The 17,628-nt window shown below is 68.6% G+C and carries 21 protein-coding genes; 7 read left to right on the top strand and 14 right to left on the bottom strand.

What is annotated here, in order from left to right:
- Window positions 1-60: 60 nt before the first annotated feature.
- On the bottom strand, window positions 61-381 hold the full coding sequence (locus ACWCOV_RS14835) for a DMT family transporter (protein ID WP_449829772.1): 321 nt from the start codon (window positions 379-381) through the stop codon (window positions 61-63).
- Window positions 381-980, bottom strand: coding sequence for a flavodoxin family protein (locus tag ACWCOV_RS14840; protein ID WP_449829773.1), 600 nt, complete (start codon window positions 978-980; stop codon window positions 381-383). Before ACWCOV_RS14840 ends, ACWCOV_RS14835 begins: the two co-directional genes overlap by 1 nt.
- Window positions 981-1,018: 38 nt before the next feature.
- Here ACWCOV_RS14840 and ACWCOV_RS14845 point away from each other — a divergent pair, with 38 nt between their 5' ends.
- Genes ACWCOV_RS14845 through ACWCOV_RS14865 form a run of 5 tightly spaced genes read left to right on the top strand, consistent with a single transcriptional unit; the run spans window position 1,019 to window position 6,006 of the window.
- On the top strand, window positions 1,019-1,654 hold the full coding sequence (locus ACWCOV_RS14845; RefSeq protein WP_449829774.1) for a TetR/AcrR family transcriptional regulator: 636 nt from the start codon (window positions 1,019-1,021) through the stop codon (window positions 1,652-1,654).
- A gap of 57 nt (window positions 1,655-1,711) precedes the next feature.
- Window positions 1,712-3,112, top strand: coding sequence for an ABC transporter substrate-binding protein (locus tag ACWCOV_RS14850; protein WP_449829775.1), 1,401 nt, complete (start codon window positions 1,712-1,714; stop codon window positions 3,110-3,112).
- A gap of 10 nt (window positions 3,113-3,122) precedes the next feature.
- A complete protein-coding gene (locus ACWCOV_RS14855; RefSeq protein WP_449829776.1) occupies window positions 3,123-4,196 on the top strand; it encodes an ABC transporter ATP-binding protein in 1,074 nt (357 codons plus the stop codon).
- A gap of 5 nt (window positions 4,197-4,201) precedes the next feature.
- Window positions 4,202-5,131, top strand: a complete 930-nt coding sequence (locus tag ACWCOV_RS14860; protein ID WP_449829777.1) for a carbohydrate ABC transporter permease — start codon at window positions 4,202-4,204, stop codon at window positions 5,129-5,131.
- The gene (locus ACWCOV_RS14865) at window positions 5,128-6,006 is read left to right on the top strand and encodes a carbohydrate ABC transporter permease (RefSeq protein WP_449829778.1); all 879 of its coding nucleotides are present in this window, start codon (window positions 5,128-5,130) and stop codon (window positions 6,004-6,006) included. Before ACWCOV_RS14860 ends, ACWCOV_RS14865 begins: the two co-directional genes overlap by 4 nt.
- A 7-nt stretch (window positions 6,007-6,013) precedes the next feature.
- Here the strand turns inward: ACWCOV_RS14865 and ACWCOV_RS14870 are convergent, their stop codons facing one another.
- Genes ACWCOV_RS14870 through ACWCOV_RS14880 form a run of 3 tightly spaced genes read right to left on the bottom strand, consistent with a single transcriptional unit; the run spans window position 6,014 to window position 8,022 of the window.
- Complete coding sequence (locus ACWCOV_RS14870) at window positions 6,014-6,229, bottom strand: exodeoxyribonuclease VII small subunit (RefSeq protein ID WP_132208222.1); 216 nt, start codon at window positions 6,227-6,229, stop codon at window positions 6,014-6,016.
- Window positions 6,226-7,446 carry an exodeoxyribonuclease VII large subunit gene (gene xseA / locus ACWCOV_RS14875; RefSeq protein WP_449829779.1) on the bottom strand — a complete coding sequence of 407 codons (1,221 nt, stop codon included), beginning with the start codon at window positions 7,444-7,446 and terminating at the stop codon, window positions 6,226-6,228. Before xseA ends, ACWCOV_RS14870 begins: the two co-directional genes overlap by 4 nt.
- A gap of 33 nt (window positions 7,447-7,479) precedes the next feature.
- Window positions 7,480-8,022: a TetR/AcrR family transcriptional regulator gene (locus ACWCOV_RS14880; RefSeq protein WP_449829780.1), complete on the bottom strand. Its 543-nt coding sequence runs from the start codon at window positions 8,020-8,022 to the stop codon at window positions 7,480-7,482.
- 72 nt (window positions 8,023-8,094) lie between these two features.
- Here ACWCOV_RS14880 and ACWCOV_RS14885 point away from each other — a divergent pair, with 72 nt between their 5' ends.
- The gene (locus ACWCOV_RS14885; protein WP_449829781.1) at window positions 8,095-8,688 is read left to right on the top strand and encodes a dihydrofolate reductase family protein; all 594 of its coding nucleotides are present in this window, start codon (window positions 8,095-8,097) and stop codon (window positions 8,686-8,688) included.
- A gap of 176 nt (window positions 8,689-8,864) precedes the next feature.
- A complete protein-coding gene (locus ACWCOV_RS14890) occupies window positions 8,865-9,902 on the top strand; it encodes a 4-hydroxy-3-methylbut-2-enyl diphosphate reductase (RefSeq protein WP_449829782.1) in 1,038 nt (345 codons plus the stop codon).
- Here the strand turns inward: ACWCOV_RS14890 and ACWCOV_RS14895 are convergent.
- The 9 genes from ACWCOV_RS14895 to ACWCOV_RS14935 form a co-directional block, all read right to left on the bottom strand.
- On the bottom strand, window positions 9,895-10,665 hold the full coding sequence (locus ACWCOV_RS14895) for a hypothetical protein (protein WP_449829783.1): 771 nt from the start codon (window positions 10,663-10,665) through the stop codon (window positions 9,895-9,897). The genes ACWCOV_RS14890 and ACWCOV_RS14895 overlap by 8 nt on opposite strands.
- Window positions 10,666-10,667: 2 nt before the next feature.
- Complete coding sequence (locus ACWCOV_RS14900) at window positions 10,668-11,186, bottom strand: SigE family RNA polymerase sigma factor (protein WP_449829784.1); 519 nt, start codon at window positions 11,184-11,186, stop codon at window positions 10,668-10,670.
- A gap of 84 nt (window positions 11,187-11,270) precedes the next feature.
- Complete coding sequence (locus ACWCOV_RS14905; RefSeq protein WP_449829785.1) at window positions 11,271-12,389, bottom strand: aromatic ring-hydroxylating oxygenase subunit alpha; 1,119 nt, start codon at window positions 12,387-12,389, stop codon at window positions 11,271-11,273.
- Window positions 12,390-12,448: 59 nt separating this feature from the next.
- A complete protein-coding gene (locus tag ACWCOV_RS14910; protein ID WP_449829786.1) occupies window positions 12,449-12,901 on the bottom strand; it encodes an SRPBCC domain-containing protein in 453 nt (150 codons plus the stop codon).
- The gene (locus tag ACWCOV_RS14915) at window positions 12,898-13,239 is read right to left on the bottom strand and encodes an ArsR/SmtB family transcription factor (protein WP_449829787.1); all 342 of its coding nucleotides are present in this window, start codon (window positions 13,237-13,239) and stop codon (window positions 12,898-12,900) included. Before ACWCOV_RS14915 ends, ACWCOV_RS14910 begins: the two co-directional genes overlap by 4 nt.
- 124 nt (window positions 13,240-13,363) lie before the next feature.
- On the bottom strand, window positions 13,364-14,554 hold the full coding sequence (locus ACWCOV_RS14920; RefSeq protein WP_449829788.1) for a glycoside hydrolase family 64 protein: 1,191 nt from the start codon (window positions 14,552-14,554) through the stop codon (window positions 13,364-13,366).
- A 104-nt stretch (window positions 14,555-14,658) separates the two neighbouring features.
- A complete protein-coding gene (locus tag ACWCOV_RS14925) occupies window positions 14,659-15,828 on the bottom strand; it encodes a DNA recombination protein RmuC (protein WP_449829789.1) in 1,170 nt (389 codons plus the stop codon).
- A 51-nt stretch (window positions 15,829-15,879) separates the two neighbouring features.
- On the bottom strand, window positions 15,880-16,647 hold the full coding sequence (locus tag ACWCOV_RS14930) for a polysaccharide deacetylase family protein (protein WP_449829790.1): 768 nt from the start codon (window positions 16,645-16,647) through the stop codon (window positions 15,880-15,882).
- Window positions 16,648-16,692: 45 nt separating this feature from the next.
- The gene (locus ACWCOV_RS14935) at window positions 16,693-17,547 is read right to left on the bottom strand and encodes a DUF817 domain-containing protein (RefSeq protein WP_449829791.1); all 855 of its coding nucleotides are present in this window, start codon (window positions 17,545-17,547) and stop codon (window positions 16,693-16,695) included.
- Window positions 17,548-17,628: the final 81 nt, after the last annotated feature.

Here is a 17,628-nt window from a genome sequence, read left to right on the forward strand (position 1 = left end):
TACCCCTCCCGCTCAGCACGGCTCCGTCGGCTCAGTTGTGATGGCCTGGGGATCCGCAGGTCAGTCCGCGCCCACCAGCCGCAGCCCGACGACGCCGGTGACGATGAGCGCGATACAGGCCAGCCGGGCCGGGGTGATCGGCTCGCCGAACAGCAGGATGCCGAGCGTGACGACGCCGATCGATCCCAGGCCGGTCCAGATCGCGTACGCCGTACCGACCGGAAGGTGGTCCAGCGTCTTCGCCAGCAGGACGACCGAGATCACGCCGAAGACCAGCACCCCGACGGTCGGCCAGAGCCGGCTGAATCCTTCACTCGGCTTGAGGCTGAGTGCGAACGCGATCTCGAACGCCGCCGCCGCGAGCAGAACCAGCCACGCCATCAGGCCGCCAGCGCTCCTCTCAGGTGCCGCAACGTGACGGTCGCCACCCGGACGCCGAGCGCCTCCGCGGTCCGCAGGTCCGTGGCCGGCGGCGCCTTCTCGGCGGACAGGTCGGCGTCGGACTGCGCCATCGCGCCGAGCCAGCTGCCGAGCCGGTTGAGGTCCTCGATACTCGCGGTGCTCTCGGCCCAGCCGGGGTAGATGTCCAGGCCGACCCAGATCATCCCGTGCTGGGCGGCGAACACGGCGAGGTCGACCAGGCTGTTCAGCTTGTCGCCGGACATCGCCTTGGAGTTGGTGAACCCGGCGGCGATCTTGTCCCGCCAGGCCAGGTTGTCGGCCCAGGCCCGGACACTCTCCTCGGCGAACTTCTTGAACACCCAGCTCGGGCTGCCCATGTACGTCGGGGCGCCGAAGACGATCGCGTCCGCGGCGGCCAGCCGGGCCCAGACGTCCTCGGTCAGGTCGTCCAGTGGGACCAGTTCGGCGACGGCGCCCGGTACCGACGAGGCGCCGGACGCCACTGCCTCGGCCTGCTTGGCCGTGTGTCCGTATCCGGAGTGGTAGGCGATCACGATCCGGGCGGGGGTGTTGCTCATGCTTCCTCCAGGGTCCTTAGCGGACTACAGTCCGTCTTATGAACGACAGTACCGGACCGCAGTCCGTTTCACAACGAGATCTTCCGGTCGTCGGACAGGCACGCCCGGAGCGTGCGGACGCCCGGCGGAACCGGCTGAAGGTGCTGGAGGCCGCGGACCGGCTGTTCACCGAGCACGGTGTGAAGAACGTGTCGCTGGACGCGATCGCCGCGGAGGCAGGGGTCGGCAAGGGCACGGTGTTCCGCCGGTTCGGCGACCGGGCCGGGCTGGCGGTCGCCCTGCTCGACGAACGTGAGCTCGAGCTCCAGGCCAAGATCCTCAGCGGCCCGCCGCCGCTAGGTCCCGGTGCGCCCGCGGTCGACCGGGTGACGGCGTTCCTGAATGCGTACCTCGAACTGCTCGACCGGCACATCGAGTTGTTCGTGGACAGCGAGAACGCCGCCGAGGGCGCCCGCTACCGCATCGGCTCGTACCACCTCTGGCACCGCCACCTGGCGCTCCTGATCGAAGAGGCCCGCCCGGACCTCGACGCCGACTACACGGCCCACGCCGTACTGGCACCGCTGGCCGCCGACCTCCACAAGGCCCTCCGCAACCAGGGCTTCGCCCTGGACCGGATGAGGTCCGGACTCGCCCGAGCGGTCGAGATCCTCTTGGAATCGCCGAGTAGTTGACCAGACAGGATTCGTCAGAACAGTCTGGGGAGAAGAGTCTCGCGCTGGAGGTTCGCGATGGACGAGCCGACTCGTATCTCTCGCCGTAGCCTGTTGTGGCTGACCGCCGTGGCGGCCGGTGCCGCGGCCTGTGGTGACGCCGGGGACGACGCGGGCCCGCCGGAGGCGACCGTCCCCGCTCCGAGCCCGACGATGACCTCGCCCTCGGCGAAGCTGTCCGGTGACCTGAAGATCCTGCTCTGGAGCCACTTCGTGCCGAGCCACGACGCGTGGTTCGACCCGTTCGCGAAGGGCTGGGGCCAGGAGGTCGGCGTCAACGTCACCGTCGACCACATCAACAACACCGAGATCGTGGCCCGGACCGCGGCCGAGATCCAGGCCAAGCAGGGGCACGACCTGATCCAGTACATCGCGCCGCTGTCGCAGTTCGAGCCGAGTGTCGTCGACCTCAAGGACGTCGCGCAGGAGGCCCAGCGGCGCCATGGCGATCAGTTGCCGCTGTGTGTGAAGTCGAGCCAGAACCCGGCCACCGGCAAGCACTACGCCTACTCTCCGGGCTGGGTCCCGGATCCCGGCGACTACCGCAAGAGCCTGTGGGAGTCGGTCGGCCTGGCCGACGGCCCGACGTCGTGGGACGACCTGCTCCGCGGCGGCGCCGAGATCAAGAAGTCCAAGAGCATCCAGATGGGTGTGGGCATGTCCCAGGAGATCGACTCCAACATGGCCGGCCGGGCTTTGATGTGGTCGTACGGCGCCTCGATCCAGAACGAGAACGAGGAGGTGGTGATCAACTCGCCGGAGACGGTCGCCGCCGTGGAGTTCATGCAGCGCCTGTTCAAGGACACGATGACGAACGAGGTCTTCTCCTGGAACCCCGCCTCCAACAACCAGGGCCTGATCGCCGGCCAGATGTCCTACATCCTCAACTCGATCTCGGCCTGGCGCACCGCCCAGGAAGCGAATCCGGAGGTTGCCGACGACATCTACTTCACCCGGGCGCTGAAGGGCCCGAAGGCGGGCCTCGCCGCGCAGCACGTGATGTACAACTGGATCGTTCCGAGTCACGCGCGCAACGTCGACGCGGCGAAGGAGTTCCTGCTGCACTACACCGCCAACTGGCCGTCGGCGACGTACCACTCGAAGCTCTACGACCTGCCGGCCTTCCCGGCGCTGGTGCCGCAGCTGAACAGCTGGCTGGACAACGATCCGTTCGGCGCGAAGCCGGCGAACAAGCTGTCCGTGCTGAAGAACGCGATCGAGTGGAGCACCAACATCGGCTACCCGGGTCCGGCGAACACCGCCGAGGGGGAGGTCTTCGCGACGTTCGTCATCCCCAACATGTTCGCCAAGGCGGCGCGTGGGGAGCTCAGCCCCGACCAGGCGGTCGCCGATGCGGAGCGGCAGATCAAACCGATTTTCGACAAGTGGCGGCAGCGCGGTCTGGTCGGCGGAGTGTAGGTGAGATCGCGTGGCTGTCGTCGAGGTCCGTGGTCTGCGCAAGGTCTTCGAGGGCGGTCGGGTACGTCGTCGCGGGCCGCACGGACGGGTGAACGCGGTCGACGGCGTGGATCTGGCCACCACCGAGGGCGAGTACCTCGTGCTGCTGGGCCCGTCGGGCTGCGGCAAGACCACGCTGCTGCGGACGATCGCGGGCCTCGAGCAACCAACCGACGGCGAGGTCCGGATCGGCGGACACGTCGTGAACGAGCTGCCGCCGCGGGCTCGACGGGTCGCGATGGTGTTCCAGAGCTACGCGCTGTACCCGCACAAGACGGTGCGGGCCAACATCGTCTTCCCACTCAAGGCCCAGGGCATCGACAAGGCGGAGTGGGCCGGGAAGACCGAGTGGGCCGCGGAGCTGCTCGGCATCGGGTCCCTGCTGGACCGGCGCCCGCGGCAACTGTCCGGCGGCGAGCGGCAGCGCGTCGCGCTGGCCCGGGCTCTGGTACGGGAGCCGAGTGTGTTCCTGCTCGACGAGCCGCTGTCCAACCTGGACGCGAAACTGCGGGCGAGCGCGCGCGACGAGCTCAAGCGGTTCCAGCGCCGGGTCCGGACCACGACGATCTACGTCACCCACGACCAGGTCGAGGCGATGGGCCTGGGTGACCGGATCGCGGTCATGTACGCCGGCCGGATCCGCCAGCTCGGACCGCCGGTCGAGGTGTACGACGACCCGGCCGACACCTTCGTCGCGACCTTCCTCGGATCGCCGCCGATGAACCTCGTTCCGCGCGACGGTGTCCTGGTCGGCTTCCGGCCGGAACACCTGCTACCGGAAACGCTCGTCCACGGGGACGACCGGCTGGTGGTTCCGTTCCAGGTCGACCGCGTCGAGTACCTGTCCGGTGACCGGCACCTGTACGGCACGGTTCGCGGTCTGGGCGCCGAGACCCGGGTGATCGCCCGGCTGCCGGCCACCGTGACGTCTGCGGTCGAGCCCGGTCAGGAGCACCGGTTCGCCGTCCACGCGGACCGGCTGCGGTTCTTCGACGCCGAGAGTGGAGACCGTACCGAGTCCGTCTCGGTGCGCACCGGATCATGACGACGATGGCCGACCCGCCCCAGCTCGAGAAGCCCGGCGACCTGCGGGTACGGCGACGGTTCGCCGACCGGGACAGCGTGCTCGCCTGGGTCTTCCTGCTGCCCTCGGTGGTGTACATCGTCGCGCTCGTCGCGATCCCGTTCTTCCTGGCGATCGCCTTCAGTTTCAGCGATGTCACGGCCGGAGACCCGAGCTTCGACTGGGCCGGCCTGGGCAACTACCGCAACGTGTTCGACGACCCGGTCTTCTGGCGGTCGCTGCGGAACACGATCGTGTTCACGGTGGTCTCGATGGCGCTGATCGTCGTACTCGGCAAGGTGCTCGCGAACATCCTGATCGCCGACTTCCGGGGCAAGTGGGTGGTCCGCTTCCTGGTGCTGCTGCCGTGGACCACGCCGGTGGCGCTGTCCACGATCGCCTGGCTGTGGCTGCTCGACTCGGTGTTCTCGCCGATCGACTGGGTGCTGCGGGAACTGGGCGTCATCGAGGCGAACATGTACTGGCTCGGCAAGCCGAACCTCGCCATCTGGTCGGTCATCCTGGTGCACGTCTGGCGGCTCGTCCCGCTGGCCGCGGTGATCATGATGGCCGGGCTGGTGGCCATCCCGAAGGACGTCCAGGAGGCCGCCTCGGTCGACGGGGCGCGGTTCTGGCGGCGGATGTTCGAGATCACCATCCCGCTGACGATGCCGGTGATCGCGGTGGCCGCGTTGTTCGGGGCGATCCTGACCTTCACCGACATGGCGGTCGTCTACGTGCTGACCCGGGGTGGCCCGACCAACTCGACCCAGGTGCTCGCCAGCTGGGCGTTCTTCCGCGGCATCGAGGGCGGCGACGTCGGCCAGGGCGCGGCGATCGCGTTGTTCCTGTTCCCGTTGCTGCTGGCCGGGGCGATCGCCATCCTCCGGGCGGTACGACGGATGGACGTGTCATGAAGGCCGCCGAGATCGAGCAGTTGCGGCGGCACGCGCGGCGGCAGCACGTCGCGTCCCGGATCGCCGTGTACCTGCTGGCGGTCCTGGCGGCGCTCGGTGCGGCCGGCCCGTTCATCTGGGCCGGGATCACGGCCTTCAAGGAGAATCGGGACCTCTACCGGCGCAGCAACAACCCGTTCCTGTTCAACCTGCCTCCCACCACCGAGCACGTCGACTACCTGTTCAACCGCACCGAGTTCCCGACGTTCGTCTGGAACACCCTCTGGGTCGGCCTGCTGGTCACCGTGATCACGCTCGGGCTCGCACTCCCCGCGGCGTACAGTCTGGCCCGGCTGGACCGGCCGTGGTCGGGGCCGATGGCGATCGCGATCTTCTTCGTCTACCTCGTGCCGCCGACCTTGCTGTTCCTGTCGCTGTCGCGGGTGGTCGTGGCCGTCGGCCTGCAGGATCGCACCTGGGCGCTGGTGCTCGTGTACCCGACCATCACGATTCCGGTCTCGGTCTGGCTGCTGATGGGCTTCCTGCGGTCGATCCCGAAGGACATCGAGGAACAGGCGATGGTCGACGGCTACAGCCGACTCGGCGCCTTCGTCCGTACCGTCGTACCGCTGGTGTTCCCAGGGGTGGTGGCTGTGGTGGTCTTCGCGTTCACCCTCACCGCGAGCGAGTTCATCTACGCCCTGGCCTTCGTGTCACCGTCCGGCGAGAAGCCGATCAGCACCGGCGTACCGACCGCCCTGGTCCGCGGCGACGTCTTCTTCTGGCAGTCTCTCCAGGCCGCCACCATCCTGGTCGCGGTCCCCATCGCCCTCGTCTTCAACCTCTTCCTGGAACGCTTCATCGCCGGCTTCACCCACGGCGCCGTCAAGGGCTGAGCGCCGGTCAGTTCGGCTTCTCCTCGTGGGCGGCTTGGGCTTTGGCCAGGCGTTCGCGGGCGCCGTCCAGCCAGCGTTGGCAGGTGGCGGCGAGTTCTTCGCCGCGTTCCCACAGGGCGAGGGACTCTTCGAGGCTGGTGCCGCCGGCTTCGAGTTTGCGGACCACCTCGACCAGCTCCTCGCGGGCCTGCTCGTAGGAAATCTCCGGTCGGTCGCCGCTCACGTGTTCTCCTCGGACTTGACTTCGACAGCGAATCGGCCGTCGCTGACGCGCGCCTGCAGCAGATCGCCGGCAGCCACCTGCGCCACTTCCCGTACGGCGGTCCCGTCTGCCAGCTGCAGCACCGAGTACCCCCGCTCCAACGTCGCCTTCGGACTGAGCGCCCGCACACTCGCCAGCCGGTGCGTGATGTCGTCACTCGCCCGATCCAGCCGATGGGTCAAGGTACGACGGTTCCGGTCGAGCAGCGCCGTGATCTCGTCGGACCGCCGCTGCAGATCGGTCACCGGCGCCGCGAGCGACGGCCGGCTCCGAATCGCCGCCAGCGCATGCATCTCCCGCTCCAGCCAGCCCTTGACTGCTCGCAGGCCGCGCTCCCGCAGCAGCCGCACGCCGTCCAGCTCCTCGCGCACGTCCGGCACGATCCGCTTGGCCGCATCCGTCGGCGTTGACGCGCGCAGATCCGCAACCAGGTCGAGCAAGGGTGAGTCCGGCTCGTGGCCGATCGCGCTGACCACCGGCGTCCGCGCCTGCGACACCGCGCGGATCAGACCCTCGTCCGAGAACGGCAGCAGGTCCTCCAGAGACCCTCCGCCGCGCGCGATCACGATCACCTCGACCGACTCGTCTCCGTCGAGCTTCCGCAGCGCCGTCATCACCTCACCCGCGGCCGCAGGGCCCTGCACCGACGCGTACTCCACCCGGAACGCCACCGCCGGCCACCGCCGCTTCGCGTTCTCGAGCACGTCGCGCTCGGCCGCGGAGTCACGCCCGCAGATCAACCCGATCGTGTGCGGCAGGAACGGCAACGCCTTCTTCCGGTACGACGCGAACAAGCCTTCCGCGGCAAGGAGTTGCTTCAGTCGCTCGATCCGGGCCAGCAGCTCGCCGATCCCGACGTGCCGGATCTCGTTGACCGCGAGCGCGAGCGTGCCGCGCCGGGCGAAGAAGTTGGGCTTCGCGTTCACCACCACGCGGGAGCCGTCGGTGACCGGCGGGTCGACCGCCTCGAACACCCGGCGGTTGCAGGTGAACCGCAGCGAGATGTCCGCGTCGGTGTCGCGCAACGTGCCGAACACCGTGGTCGTCCCGCGCCCGATCGACACGTCCGTCAGCTGCCCCTCGACCCACACCGCGCCGAGCTGGTTGATCCAGCTGGCAATACCGTTCGCGATCGTGCGAACGGCTGCAGGCGCATCCGGCGAGGTCTCCAAAGCCACGCCCAGACCCTACGGCCCCGCGCCGACAATCCGTCAGCTGGGCGCGGCCAGTTGCCGGATCACCTTTTCGAGCAGGCCGTCGGGGAGTACGCCGGGAAGCGTGAGCTGCTCCAGCATGTAGCCGCCCACGGTCAGGTACAGCAGCAGCGGGTCGCCAGGCAGGCCGTGCTCCCGGTGCAGGCGGATGTTCTCGTCCAGGTTCTCCCGGACCCGCGCGGCCAGCGCCTCTTGGAGCGCGGGCCGGCGGGTCGCCTCGAGGCGGAGCTCGAGGAGCGCCAGGTAGCCGGCCCGGTCCTTGGTCAGCCGCTCCTGCAGCAGGTGGAGCAGGGCGGTCAGGAACTCGGCCGACGGCGGCTGGTCCAGGTGCTCCGGAACGGCGCCCAGCCGGTCGTGGATCCGCAGCCCGGTCTGCAGCAGCAGGTCGTCACGGTTGGCGAAGTAGTTCGACGTCGTCCCGTTCGGCACGTGCGCCGCGACGTCGACGGATCGGAAGGTCAGGCCGCGGGCGCCGGCGGCCGCGAGCACCTCGATCGCCGCGTCGACCAGCGCGGTCCGCCGTTCCGGATTGGTCCGCATCAGCTTCTCCCTTGGTAAACCACTCCAAGTATAGTACTCTGCCTGGAGTGGTTTCATCAAGGAAGGCCTGCCATGCGAGAACTGACCTACTTCATCGCGTCCTCACTCGACGGCTACATCGCGGACCCGGGCGGCGGTGACCCGACCGACGTCAGCCCGGGCGGGTTCTTCCTGTCCCAGGGCGACCACTCCGAGCCGCTGATGACGTCGTACCCCGAAACGCTGCCGGGCGCCGTACGCGACCTGCTCGGGCTCGACGCCCCGAACAAGGTCTTCGACACGGTCCTGATGGGCCGCAAGACCTGGGAGCTGGGCGTGAAGCTCGGCAACACCAACAGCTACCCCCGGCTGCGCAACTACGTCTTCTCCCGCACCCTGACCGAGAGTCCGGACCCGACGGTCGAGTTCGTCTCCACCGACCCGGTCGCCAAAGTGCGTGACCTCAAGCAGGAGGACGGCCTGGGCATCTGGCTCTGCGGAGGCGGCGGCCTGGCCACCACCCTCTGGCCCGAAATCGACCGCCTGGTCGTCAAGATCAACCCGGTGCTGATCGGCACCGGCGTCAAACTCCTCGACCACGCCCCCTTCGCCGTACGCCGCCTGCACCTGGCCGACCACCAGATCTACAAGTCCGGCATCGCCGTACTCACCTACCACCGGACCTGACGTGCGCCCGCTACGGAAAATCCTTTGCCGGGAAGGGGAAACGGACGCATTCTTGAGGGGCTGGAAACACCTCCCGGGGGAGCCGTCCGGACAGGGCGGACGGCTCCTCGACGCGACCGCGGTGATGCTGGTCACAAAACCAGGCGACTCGGGTGCTGCGCGATCCGGCCCGTACCATGGGGGACGTGACTGCCCAGCCTGAGAACACTTCCACGACCGCGGTGAAGACCAAGCGGGTGCTGCTTGCCGCCCCGCGGGGGTACTGCGCCGGCGTGGACCGGGCGGTGGTGGCGGTGGAGAAGGCGCTCGACCTGTACGGGCCGCCGGTCTACGTGCGCAAGGAGATCGTGCACAACAAGCACGTCGTGCAGACCCTGCAGGCGCGCGGCGCGATCTTCGTCGACGAGACCGACGAGGTGCCCGAGGGCGAGACGGTGATCTTCTCCGCGCACGGCGTCGCCCCGGTGGTCCACCAGGAGGCGGCCGCGCGGCAGCTCAAGACGATCGACGCGACCTGCCCGCTGGTGACCAAGGTCCACCACGAGGCCAAGCGGTTCGCCGCCACCGACTACGACATCCTGCTGATCGGCCACGAGGGTCACGAGGAGGTCATCGGCACCAGCGGCGAGGCGCCGGACCATGTCCACCTCGTCGACGGCCCCGGCGACGTGCCCAACGTGACGGTCCGCGACCCCGAGAAGGTGGTCTGGCTGTCCCAGACCACGCTGTCCGTCGACGAGACGATGGAGACCGTACGCCGGCTCCGCGAGCGGTTCCCGAAGCTGCAGGACCCGCCGAGCGACGACATCTGCTACGCGACCCAGAACCGCCAGGCCGCGGTCAAGAAACTGGCCGCGGAAGCCGACCTGATGATCGTGGTCGGCTCCCGCAACTCCTCGAACTCGGTGCGCCTGGTCGAGGTCGCCCTCGAGCACGGCGCGAAGGCCGGCCACCTGGTCGACTACGCCGCCGAGATCGACGAGGCCTGGCTGGAGGGTGTCGACTCGGTCGGCGTCAGCAGCGGCGCGAGCGTGCCCGAGGTGCTGGTCCGCGACGTCCTGCGCTGGCTGGCCGAGCGCGGGTACGCCGAGGTCCAGGAGGTCACCACGGCCGAGGAGAGCCTGACCTTCGCCCTGCCTCGCGAGCTCCGCAGTGACCTCAAGGCCGCCGGCCTGCCGACCACCGGCACCTCGGACCACGCCTGGACTATTTGATCACCAGCTTGATCGTCTTGCTGGTGTCGAACGGTCCGTCGGCGCCGCAGTACCCCACCGTGTAGCGGAAGGTGTAGGTGCCCGGCTTCGTGTAGGTGTGGGTGTCGATCCGGTAGGTCTCGCGGCCGGTGGTCCGCTTCTTCGCGTTCTCGCACGTCACCGAACCGCCGTCCGAACCGCCCGGGAGTTGGCCGTCGCCCCACGAGTAGTTCGTGCCGCCGGACAGGTTGAGGAACGACGTGTCGGCAGGCAACGGCTGGCCCTCCGAGGTGATCGGCCTGATCACCGTGCCCGAGACCGTGACGTCGATGGTGACGGTCCGGCCGTTGACGGTCGGGTCCAGCTTGATGTCGACGTTGGCCGGCGGCAGGGCTGGTGGGGTCGTCGTGGTCCTGGTCGCAGTTGATCCCGGCGTGCGCCCGTCTGTTCCCTGCGCAGCTCCGGCGGTGTTCCGCGGCGTCACTGGCGAGGTCTTTACAGTCGCCGGTGGCGTCACCGTGGGGTCAGCCGTCGGCGGTCCCGTCACGACTGTCGTGGGCGCGCTCGGCGTGTTGGTCACCGGGGGACTGCTGTCGATGTCGGTGAGGTTGCCTGCGGCAACCGTGACGGCCACCACAGCAGCCGCGGCCAGTGTCACGACGCCGGCGGTACGGCGACGCCGTACCGAACGGACCCGGGCGAAGACGGTCTCGCTCGGCACCCCGCTCGGCGGTGGCGGATCGGCGACGAGCTGCTCGAACTTGTGCTTGAGATCGTCGGTCATGGTCAGCCCTCCTTCTGGACCGGGGTGGGAAGTGCGGTGATCAGTGCGTGTTCGCGGAGCTTGGCGAGCCCGCGGGAGACGTTCGACTTCACGGTGCCGACCGAGCAGCCCATGATCTGGGCGATCTCGGCCTCCGGCAGGTCCTCGAAGTACCGCAGCACCAGCGTCGCGCGGGTGCGGCGGGGGAGTGTCGCGAGTGCCCGCAGCAACAGGTCGCGGTCGTCGACCGCGCCGTACTCCTCCCGGCCCTGCGACTCGGGCAGCTGCTCGGTCGGCGTCTCGCCGCGCCACTTCCGCCGCCACCACTGGGTGCTGGTGTTCACCATCACCGTCCGCGTGTAGCTCTCCAACGCACTGCCGCTGCGCAACGAGTTCCGGTGGAACCACACCTTGGTCAGCGAGGTCTGCACCAGATCCTCGGCCAGATGCCACTCCCCGGTCAGCAAGTACCCGAACCGCTGCAATGCGGTGAACCGCCCGTCCACGAACTCGGCGAACTCGCGGTCCCGTCCTGGATCCATCCCAACCCCTATCTAGTGCAACTCGGTCAGACCTGAGATGCCCCGACCGGGAGCAAAGGTTGAGCGGCTGCGCGAGAAAGAATGTCAGGTGCCGAGCGGCTTCCCCAGGTAGCCCCGGGCGATCATCGTCACCCACTGATAGACCGCGTCCTCGGCGGGCGCGAGCGGGCCGGGCCGGAAGTGCGGCGACTCGGCCCCGCGCTGTACGGACTCGCACGCCGCCCAGTCCTCGCGGTTGGTGACGTCCCAGAACTCCACGGCGTACGACGGATCGGTCACCTCGGCCGGGAAGTACCAGGAGCACTCGATCGCGGTCACTCCCGGCGCGCGCGGCTCGAGCCGGTGCGTCATCACGTAGTCGGGATGCAACGAGATCAACAGGTTCGGGAACAGACCGAGGTAGTTCACCCGCCGCGGATCCACTCCGGGCAGCGGCACCCCGCCCGACCGCCCGTCGAGCGACATCGTCTCGGCATCCGGCCGCAGGTCCATCAGCCCGCCGACCCACGCGCCCGGCAGGTTCCAGTTGTCGCCCGAGGTCGGCGGCGACACCTTGCACAGCTCGGGATGGATGAGCGGGCAGTGGTAGCACTCGTGGTAGTTCTCGACGATCGTCTTCCAGTTCGACGCCACGTCGTACCGGTGCCGCGCCTTCAGCTCCAGGGTCTCGGGCTGGTACGGCGCGACCAGCTCGGTGATCCCGCCGAGGTGCTCGGCGAACAGGCCCGCCGTACCCGTCGCGTTGACGAACAGCCACCCGTGCCACACCTCAGCCGGCAACTCGACCAGCTTGTACGGCGTCGCGTCGAACGTCTCGCCCATCCGCGGAGCAGCCTTCACCGCGCCGTCGAGCTCGTACGACCAGCCGTGGTACGGGCAGACCACCGACCGCCGATCGCTCGACTCGTCGCAGGGCAGCAGCTCATGCCCGCGATGCCGGCAGGTGTTGGCGAACGCCCGCGGCCGATCGCCGAACGTCAGCACCACCGCGATGTCGCCCACGGTCAGCGCACGCTGCGTCGTCGTACCAGCGGACAACTCGTCGACCCGGCCGAGACAGGTCCAGCTCCCGGCGAAGAAGTGCCGCCGCTCCCACGCGAGTACGGCGGGATCCGTGTACGCCTCCTGCGGCAGCATCACCGACTCACCATGCGGCCGCAGCGCAGCCTCCAATCCCCGCACACCGACCGGAGCATTCGTCATCCGCCCACTATCAGCCGACTCGGTGCGCGACGTCGAGTATCCGGCATGTCGTGGGCTGCTTACTGCTGGGCTCCTGCTGCGTACTTGTCGAGGACGTAGTCCCAGCCGGTGTCGTAGTTTGCGCGGGCGCGCACGCCGTCCGGGCGGCGCTCCCAGCCGGTGTGGGTCAGCACGACCTCGGTGCCGTCGGCAACTGCGGTGAAGGTCACGGTCACGTGGCCGGCCTCCCGCGGGTCGGTCCCCGGGTGCCAGGTGAAGCTGACCGACTTCGGCGGATCCCAGTCCGACACCGTGCCCCAGGAACAGATCTCGCCGTCGTCGCCGTACTCGACGATCCGCCCGCCGACGGCGCCCTCCAGCCGCACTTCGCGCGCCTTGTCTTGCGCGACCGAATGCGTCAGCAACGGCCACCACTGCGACATCTCGGCGGTGAACACCTCGAACGCCCGCTCCGGCCCGACCGGCACCACGACCTTCTTCACCAACGGCGCAAGCTCTTGCTGGATGTTCATGTCTCCTCCTCGGTACGCCGCCCCTCGGTCCGGCGGATGTGATCGGCGTACGCCTCCAGGGCGTCGCCCCAGAACTGGTCGAGCCAGCCGCGCAGCTCGTCCAGGCCGGTCCGGTCGATGCGGTAGATGTTCCGCGTGCCCCGCGACTCGTGATTCACCAGGCCCACCGCCCCGAGCACCTTCAGATGCTGGGAGATCGCCGGCCGGCTGACCGGAACTCGCTCGGCCAACCCGCCGACCGAGCTCGGTCCACCCTGCCGCAACGTCTCCAGGATCGCCCGCCGCGTCGGATCCCCTAGGGCATCCAGCACGGCGCCGACCGTTCCGTAAGTCCCCACGAACGGTAAGTTGCCACTAACCGTTCGATCCGTCAAGACCTCATGACGGACCACCGCACCGCGACCCGGGGCGGGCCGGGGTGCGGTGCGGTGGTCTGGGGCGGTGGTCTGGGCCGGTCTGGAGTCAGTTGAAGGGATCGAGGGACAGGTAGGCCTGCTGGGGGTTGCCGTCGTGCACGAGGGACTCGTGGGCGCCGACGTCGTCGAAGGCGAACGCGTACGCCTTCCCGTCGGCCATCTGGGCGTGGATGTGGCGGGCGTAGTGGTTGGTGACGCCGTCGAGGTAGAAACCGGCGTTGTTCGGGTCCGGCTGGTTCGGGTTCGTCAGCAGCGTGGAGCGGTTGTAGCCCGCGCACAGCGTCCGGGAGATCGGGCCGCGGACCTGGTCGTTCGGTGCGTCGAGCAACTTGAAGCAGCCGAAAATGCTGGCCGAGTCGGGTTTCTGGAACGACGTGACGACCGCGCCCGAGCTGTTGGTGAAGTTCATGACGTTGCCGGAGACGCGGCCGAAGTACTTGATGCTCGGCTGGTCGCCGAACGGCGTGACCGTCAGCGTCTGCGAGCTGTACTTGGACCAGACCCGGTTCACGTAGTCGTCCATCGCGTTCGCGGGGAGCGCGCCGGTCTCGACGCCGTACAGCGGTGACAGCGCACGCAGGACGCTGCCGTTCGGTGCCGTCTGGACCAGGTTGGCCCAGCCGCCGGGCTGGCCGCGGAGCGCGTTGAGGACACCGTTGTAGCCGCCGGGCTTCAGGTGGCCGGCGTACTTGTCGGTCCCGTTGGCGAGTTGCACGCCGACGGCGTACGGCGCCGAGAACATGTCGACCTGGGTGCTGTTGATCCACAGGCCGGCGTCGTTAAGTGTGTACTCGGACCAGTTGAACAGGATGTTCCGGTTCGGGTCGCTCGGGTTCTGTACGGCGGGCTGCACCAGGCCACCCGTCGTGAGCTTGAAGACGAGCTTCTGGCCGTAGGAGAAGTACACCCGGCCGGAGAACTTCGGCATCCGGATGGTGAGCGACTGCCCGTTCGCCGGACCGGCGATCGAGGCGTCCGGCGCGGGAGTCGGCGGGTTGCCGCCGGCCGGCCAGGCGTGGAAGTTGCCCGCGGCATCGGCCCAGCCCTGCTGCCCGGTGGCCAGGTTGGTTCCCAGGTTGTAGACGTAGACCGGATCGGCGCGGCCCGAGTTGTTGGTGATCTTCAGCGGGATGGTGGTGGGAACGGCCGCTGCCGGACTGTCGTTCGTGGCGGTCAGAACGCCGGCGATACTCGCCGCGGCCACGGCGATCGCCAGCAAGTGGAGTTTGATGCGCACTGGTTCCTCCTCACAGGGGGCGTGTGAGAGCGCTCTCACCGTTTCGTGCCTCCACCGCCGCTGTCAATGCCCCGCTGCTGTCGGCTTTCCGACAGGCGCAATGGTCAGCCGGCTTGGGTCGGGGGCCACTTCCGCATCGGGTTGGGGTCGTCCAGCGCCAGGAACTCCGGAGCGGTGAGCGGGCGGACGGAGGCCTCGATCGACTCCATCGCGGTGAGCTCCGCCTCGGTGACGTGCAGGTCCCGGAGCTTCCGGGCGGTGATGAAGACCCGGCGCTCGAACGATCCGACCGTGCCGTTGTACGCCTCCACAGCAGACGTCAGCGACCGGCCGACCCGGCTCAGGTGGTCGCCCATCGTGCTGAGCCGCTCGTACAGCTCGCGACCGAGCTCGAACACCTGCTGCGCGGACTCGGTCAGCGCCGACTGGTTCCACGCGTACGCCGCCGCGCGCAGAGTGGCGATGAGCGTCGTCGGCGTCGCCAGGATCACCCGCCGCTCAGCACCGTACTCGAGCAGGCTCGGCTCGACGTCGAGCGCCGCGGACAGGAACGACTCGCCGGGCACGAAGAGGATGACGAACTCCGGCGAAGGCGACAGTCTCGTCCAGTACGCCTTCGACGCCAGCTGATCCACATGCGTCCGCAAGTGCCGGGCGTGTGCGCGCAGCCGGTCCTCCCGGAAATCGGCGTCGTCCGACTCGGCCGCCTCGAGGAAGGCGGCCAGCGGAACCTTCGAGTCGACGACCAGGTTCTTGCCCTCGGCAAGCCTCACCACGAGGTCCGGACGCAGCAGCCCGTCCTCGCCGACGGTCGTCGTCTGCTCGGTGAAGTCGCAGTGCGCGACCATGCCGGCGAGCTCGACCGTACGGCGTAGATGCAGCTCACCCCAGCGTCCCCGCACCTGCGGCTTCCGCAACGCCGTGGACAGAGACGCCGTCTCCCGGCGGAGCGCCTCACCGCTCATCCGCACTTCGTTGACCTGTTGATGAAGCTGGCTCTGCCAGGCCGCGCGACCTTGCTCCAGCTGGTTCAGCTGCGCGTGCAGGCGATCCAGCGCTTCCTTCACGACGGCCTGACCGCCCATCTGCTGGCCGACCGTGGTCCGCTCCTGGGTCAGCTCGACGACGCGATCCTCGGCCGCGTCCCGCTCAGCCGTCACCCGCGCGAGCTGCGCGCCGTCGCGCCCGCGCACCCAGAGCACACCGAACACGGCCCCGAGGAGCAACCCGACGAGGAGGAACAGCAGCATCAACAACACCGTCGTACCGGTCATGTGACAGATAGTGCCGAACGCCGCCGACAGTTTCCGGCAACTCGCTCGATGTCAGCAGTCCATCGCGGGGAACGAGTAGCCCTGCGCCTTCAGGAGGGGGAGCATCTTGTCCAAGGCGGCAACCGTCTGCGAGCGATCGCCGCCGCCGTCGTGCATCAGGACGATGTCGCCTCGGTGAGCGTGCGTCAGGACGTTGTGGACGATGGCCTGCGTGCCCGGCCGGGCCCAGTCGCGCGGATCGACGTCCCAGAGCACCTGCACCATCCCGGCCGCCTTGATGTCGGCGCGGACCTTCGCGTTCGTGGCGCCGTACGGCGGGCGGAAGCAGGTCGACCGGGGTCCGTCGAAGATCTCGTGGTGCCGCTTGGCGGCGGACATCGCGGTCAGCTGCGGATGGGTGATCGAGTGGCTGCCGATCGTGTTGCCGGCGGCAAGCACTTGCTCACGCAGTCCGGGGTGGGCCGCCTGCATGCCGCCGAGCTCGAAGAACGTCGCGTGGGCGCCGTGCTTGGCCAGCACCTGCAGGACCTTCGGCGTCCAGACCGGGTCCGGACCGTCGTCGAAGGTGAGGAACAGCACCTTCTTGCTGCCTGCGGCAAGCGCAGCGGTCGGGTTCGGGACCGGCTTGTGGGGCGAGACGGGCGCGTTGACGCTGGGTGTCTTGGTCGGTGTCACGGACGGCGCCGCCGCCGAGGACGTCGACGCGACGGCGGGTTGGGGCGGCTGCCCTTTGCCCAGGGCAATGACAGTCAACGCACCGACGACGAGAACGGCCAGCGCCGTACCGGTGGCGACGAACGTGGCGAACCTGCGCGACATGACGTACCCCTTGCAGATCAGGCGGATACCAGAGGAGACGCCGGATCACCTGATCTGGTTGGCGTTCTCGTGTTGCGGTGAGATCTCAGCTGCGTTGAGGTCCGTCGCCCGCGGCGTCGCGACGGTGGCCGGTGTGCCGCGGTGATAGAGCCGGCCTTCCAGCGACTTCACACTCGCGACCAGGACGAAGCTCATGCTCACCAGCAGCGCCCACGCGCCGAACTTCGCCGGATGCACGAGCCGCCAGACGTCCACCTGGTCGGGGTAGTTCCACGCGTCCAGGAAGGTGCCGAAGTTCTCCGCGACCCACAGGAAGAACCCGATCAGCCCGAACGAGACCGCGAGCGGCATCCGGTACCGCCGTTCGCCGACCGAGTAGAAGACCCAGGTACGGCGCAGCACGACGAGCAACCCGATCGCGATCGGGATCCGGAGGTCGACGATCCAGTGATGAGTGAAGAAGTTCGCGTAGATCAGCACCGCGAGGACAGTGGTCAGCACCGGCCGGTAGCCGCTCACGCGCAGGTCGAGCCGCCGCCAGGCCTGGCAGATGTAGCTGCCGACGGTGGCGTACATGAACCCGGCGAACAGCGGCACCCCGCCGATCTTCGTGTAGGCCTCACCTGGGTACTGCCACGACCCGACCTGCACCTTGAACAGCTCCAGCCCGAGCCCGACCAGGTGGAACCCGAAGATCACCGCCACCTCGCGCCACGTCTCCAGGCCGACCACCCAGAACAGCAAGGTCAGGCCCACGCAGTAGACGAGCAAGGCGTCGTACCGGGGGATCGGCAGGTCGACGTACTTGGACACGGCGAGGCCGGCGAACAGGCAGAGGGGGAAGAGGCAGGACACCGCCTCGAGCCAGCCGAACCGCAGAAGTTGCAGGCACCCGGTCACGAAGCGTGGTCGAACGGCGGCGCGATTTCCCCAACTGGTCACAGACTGGAGACGTCGCTTGCTCTCGCCCGGTTCGCACGG

Source organism: Kribbella sp. NPDC002412 (genome assembly GCF_053592935.1).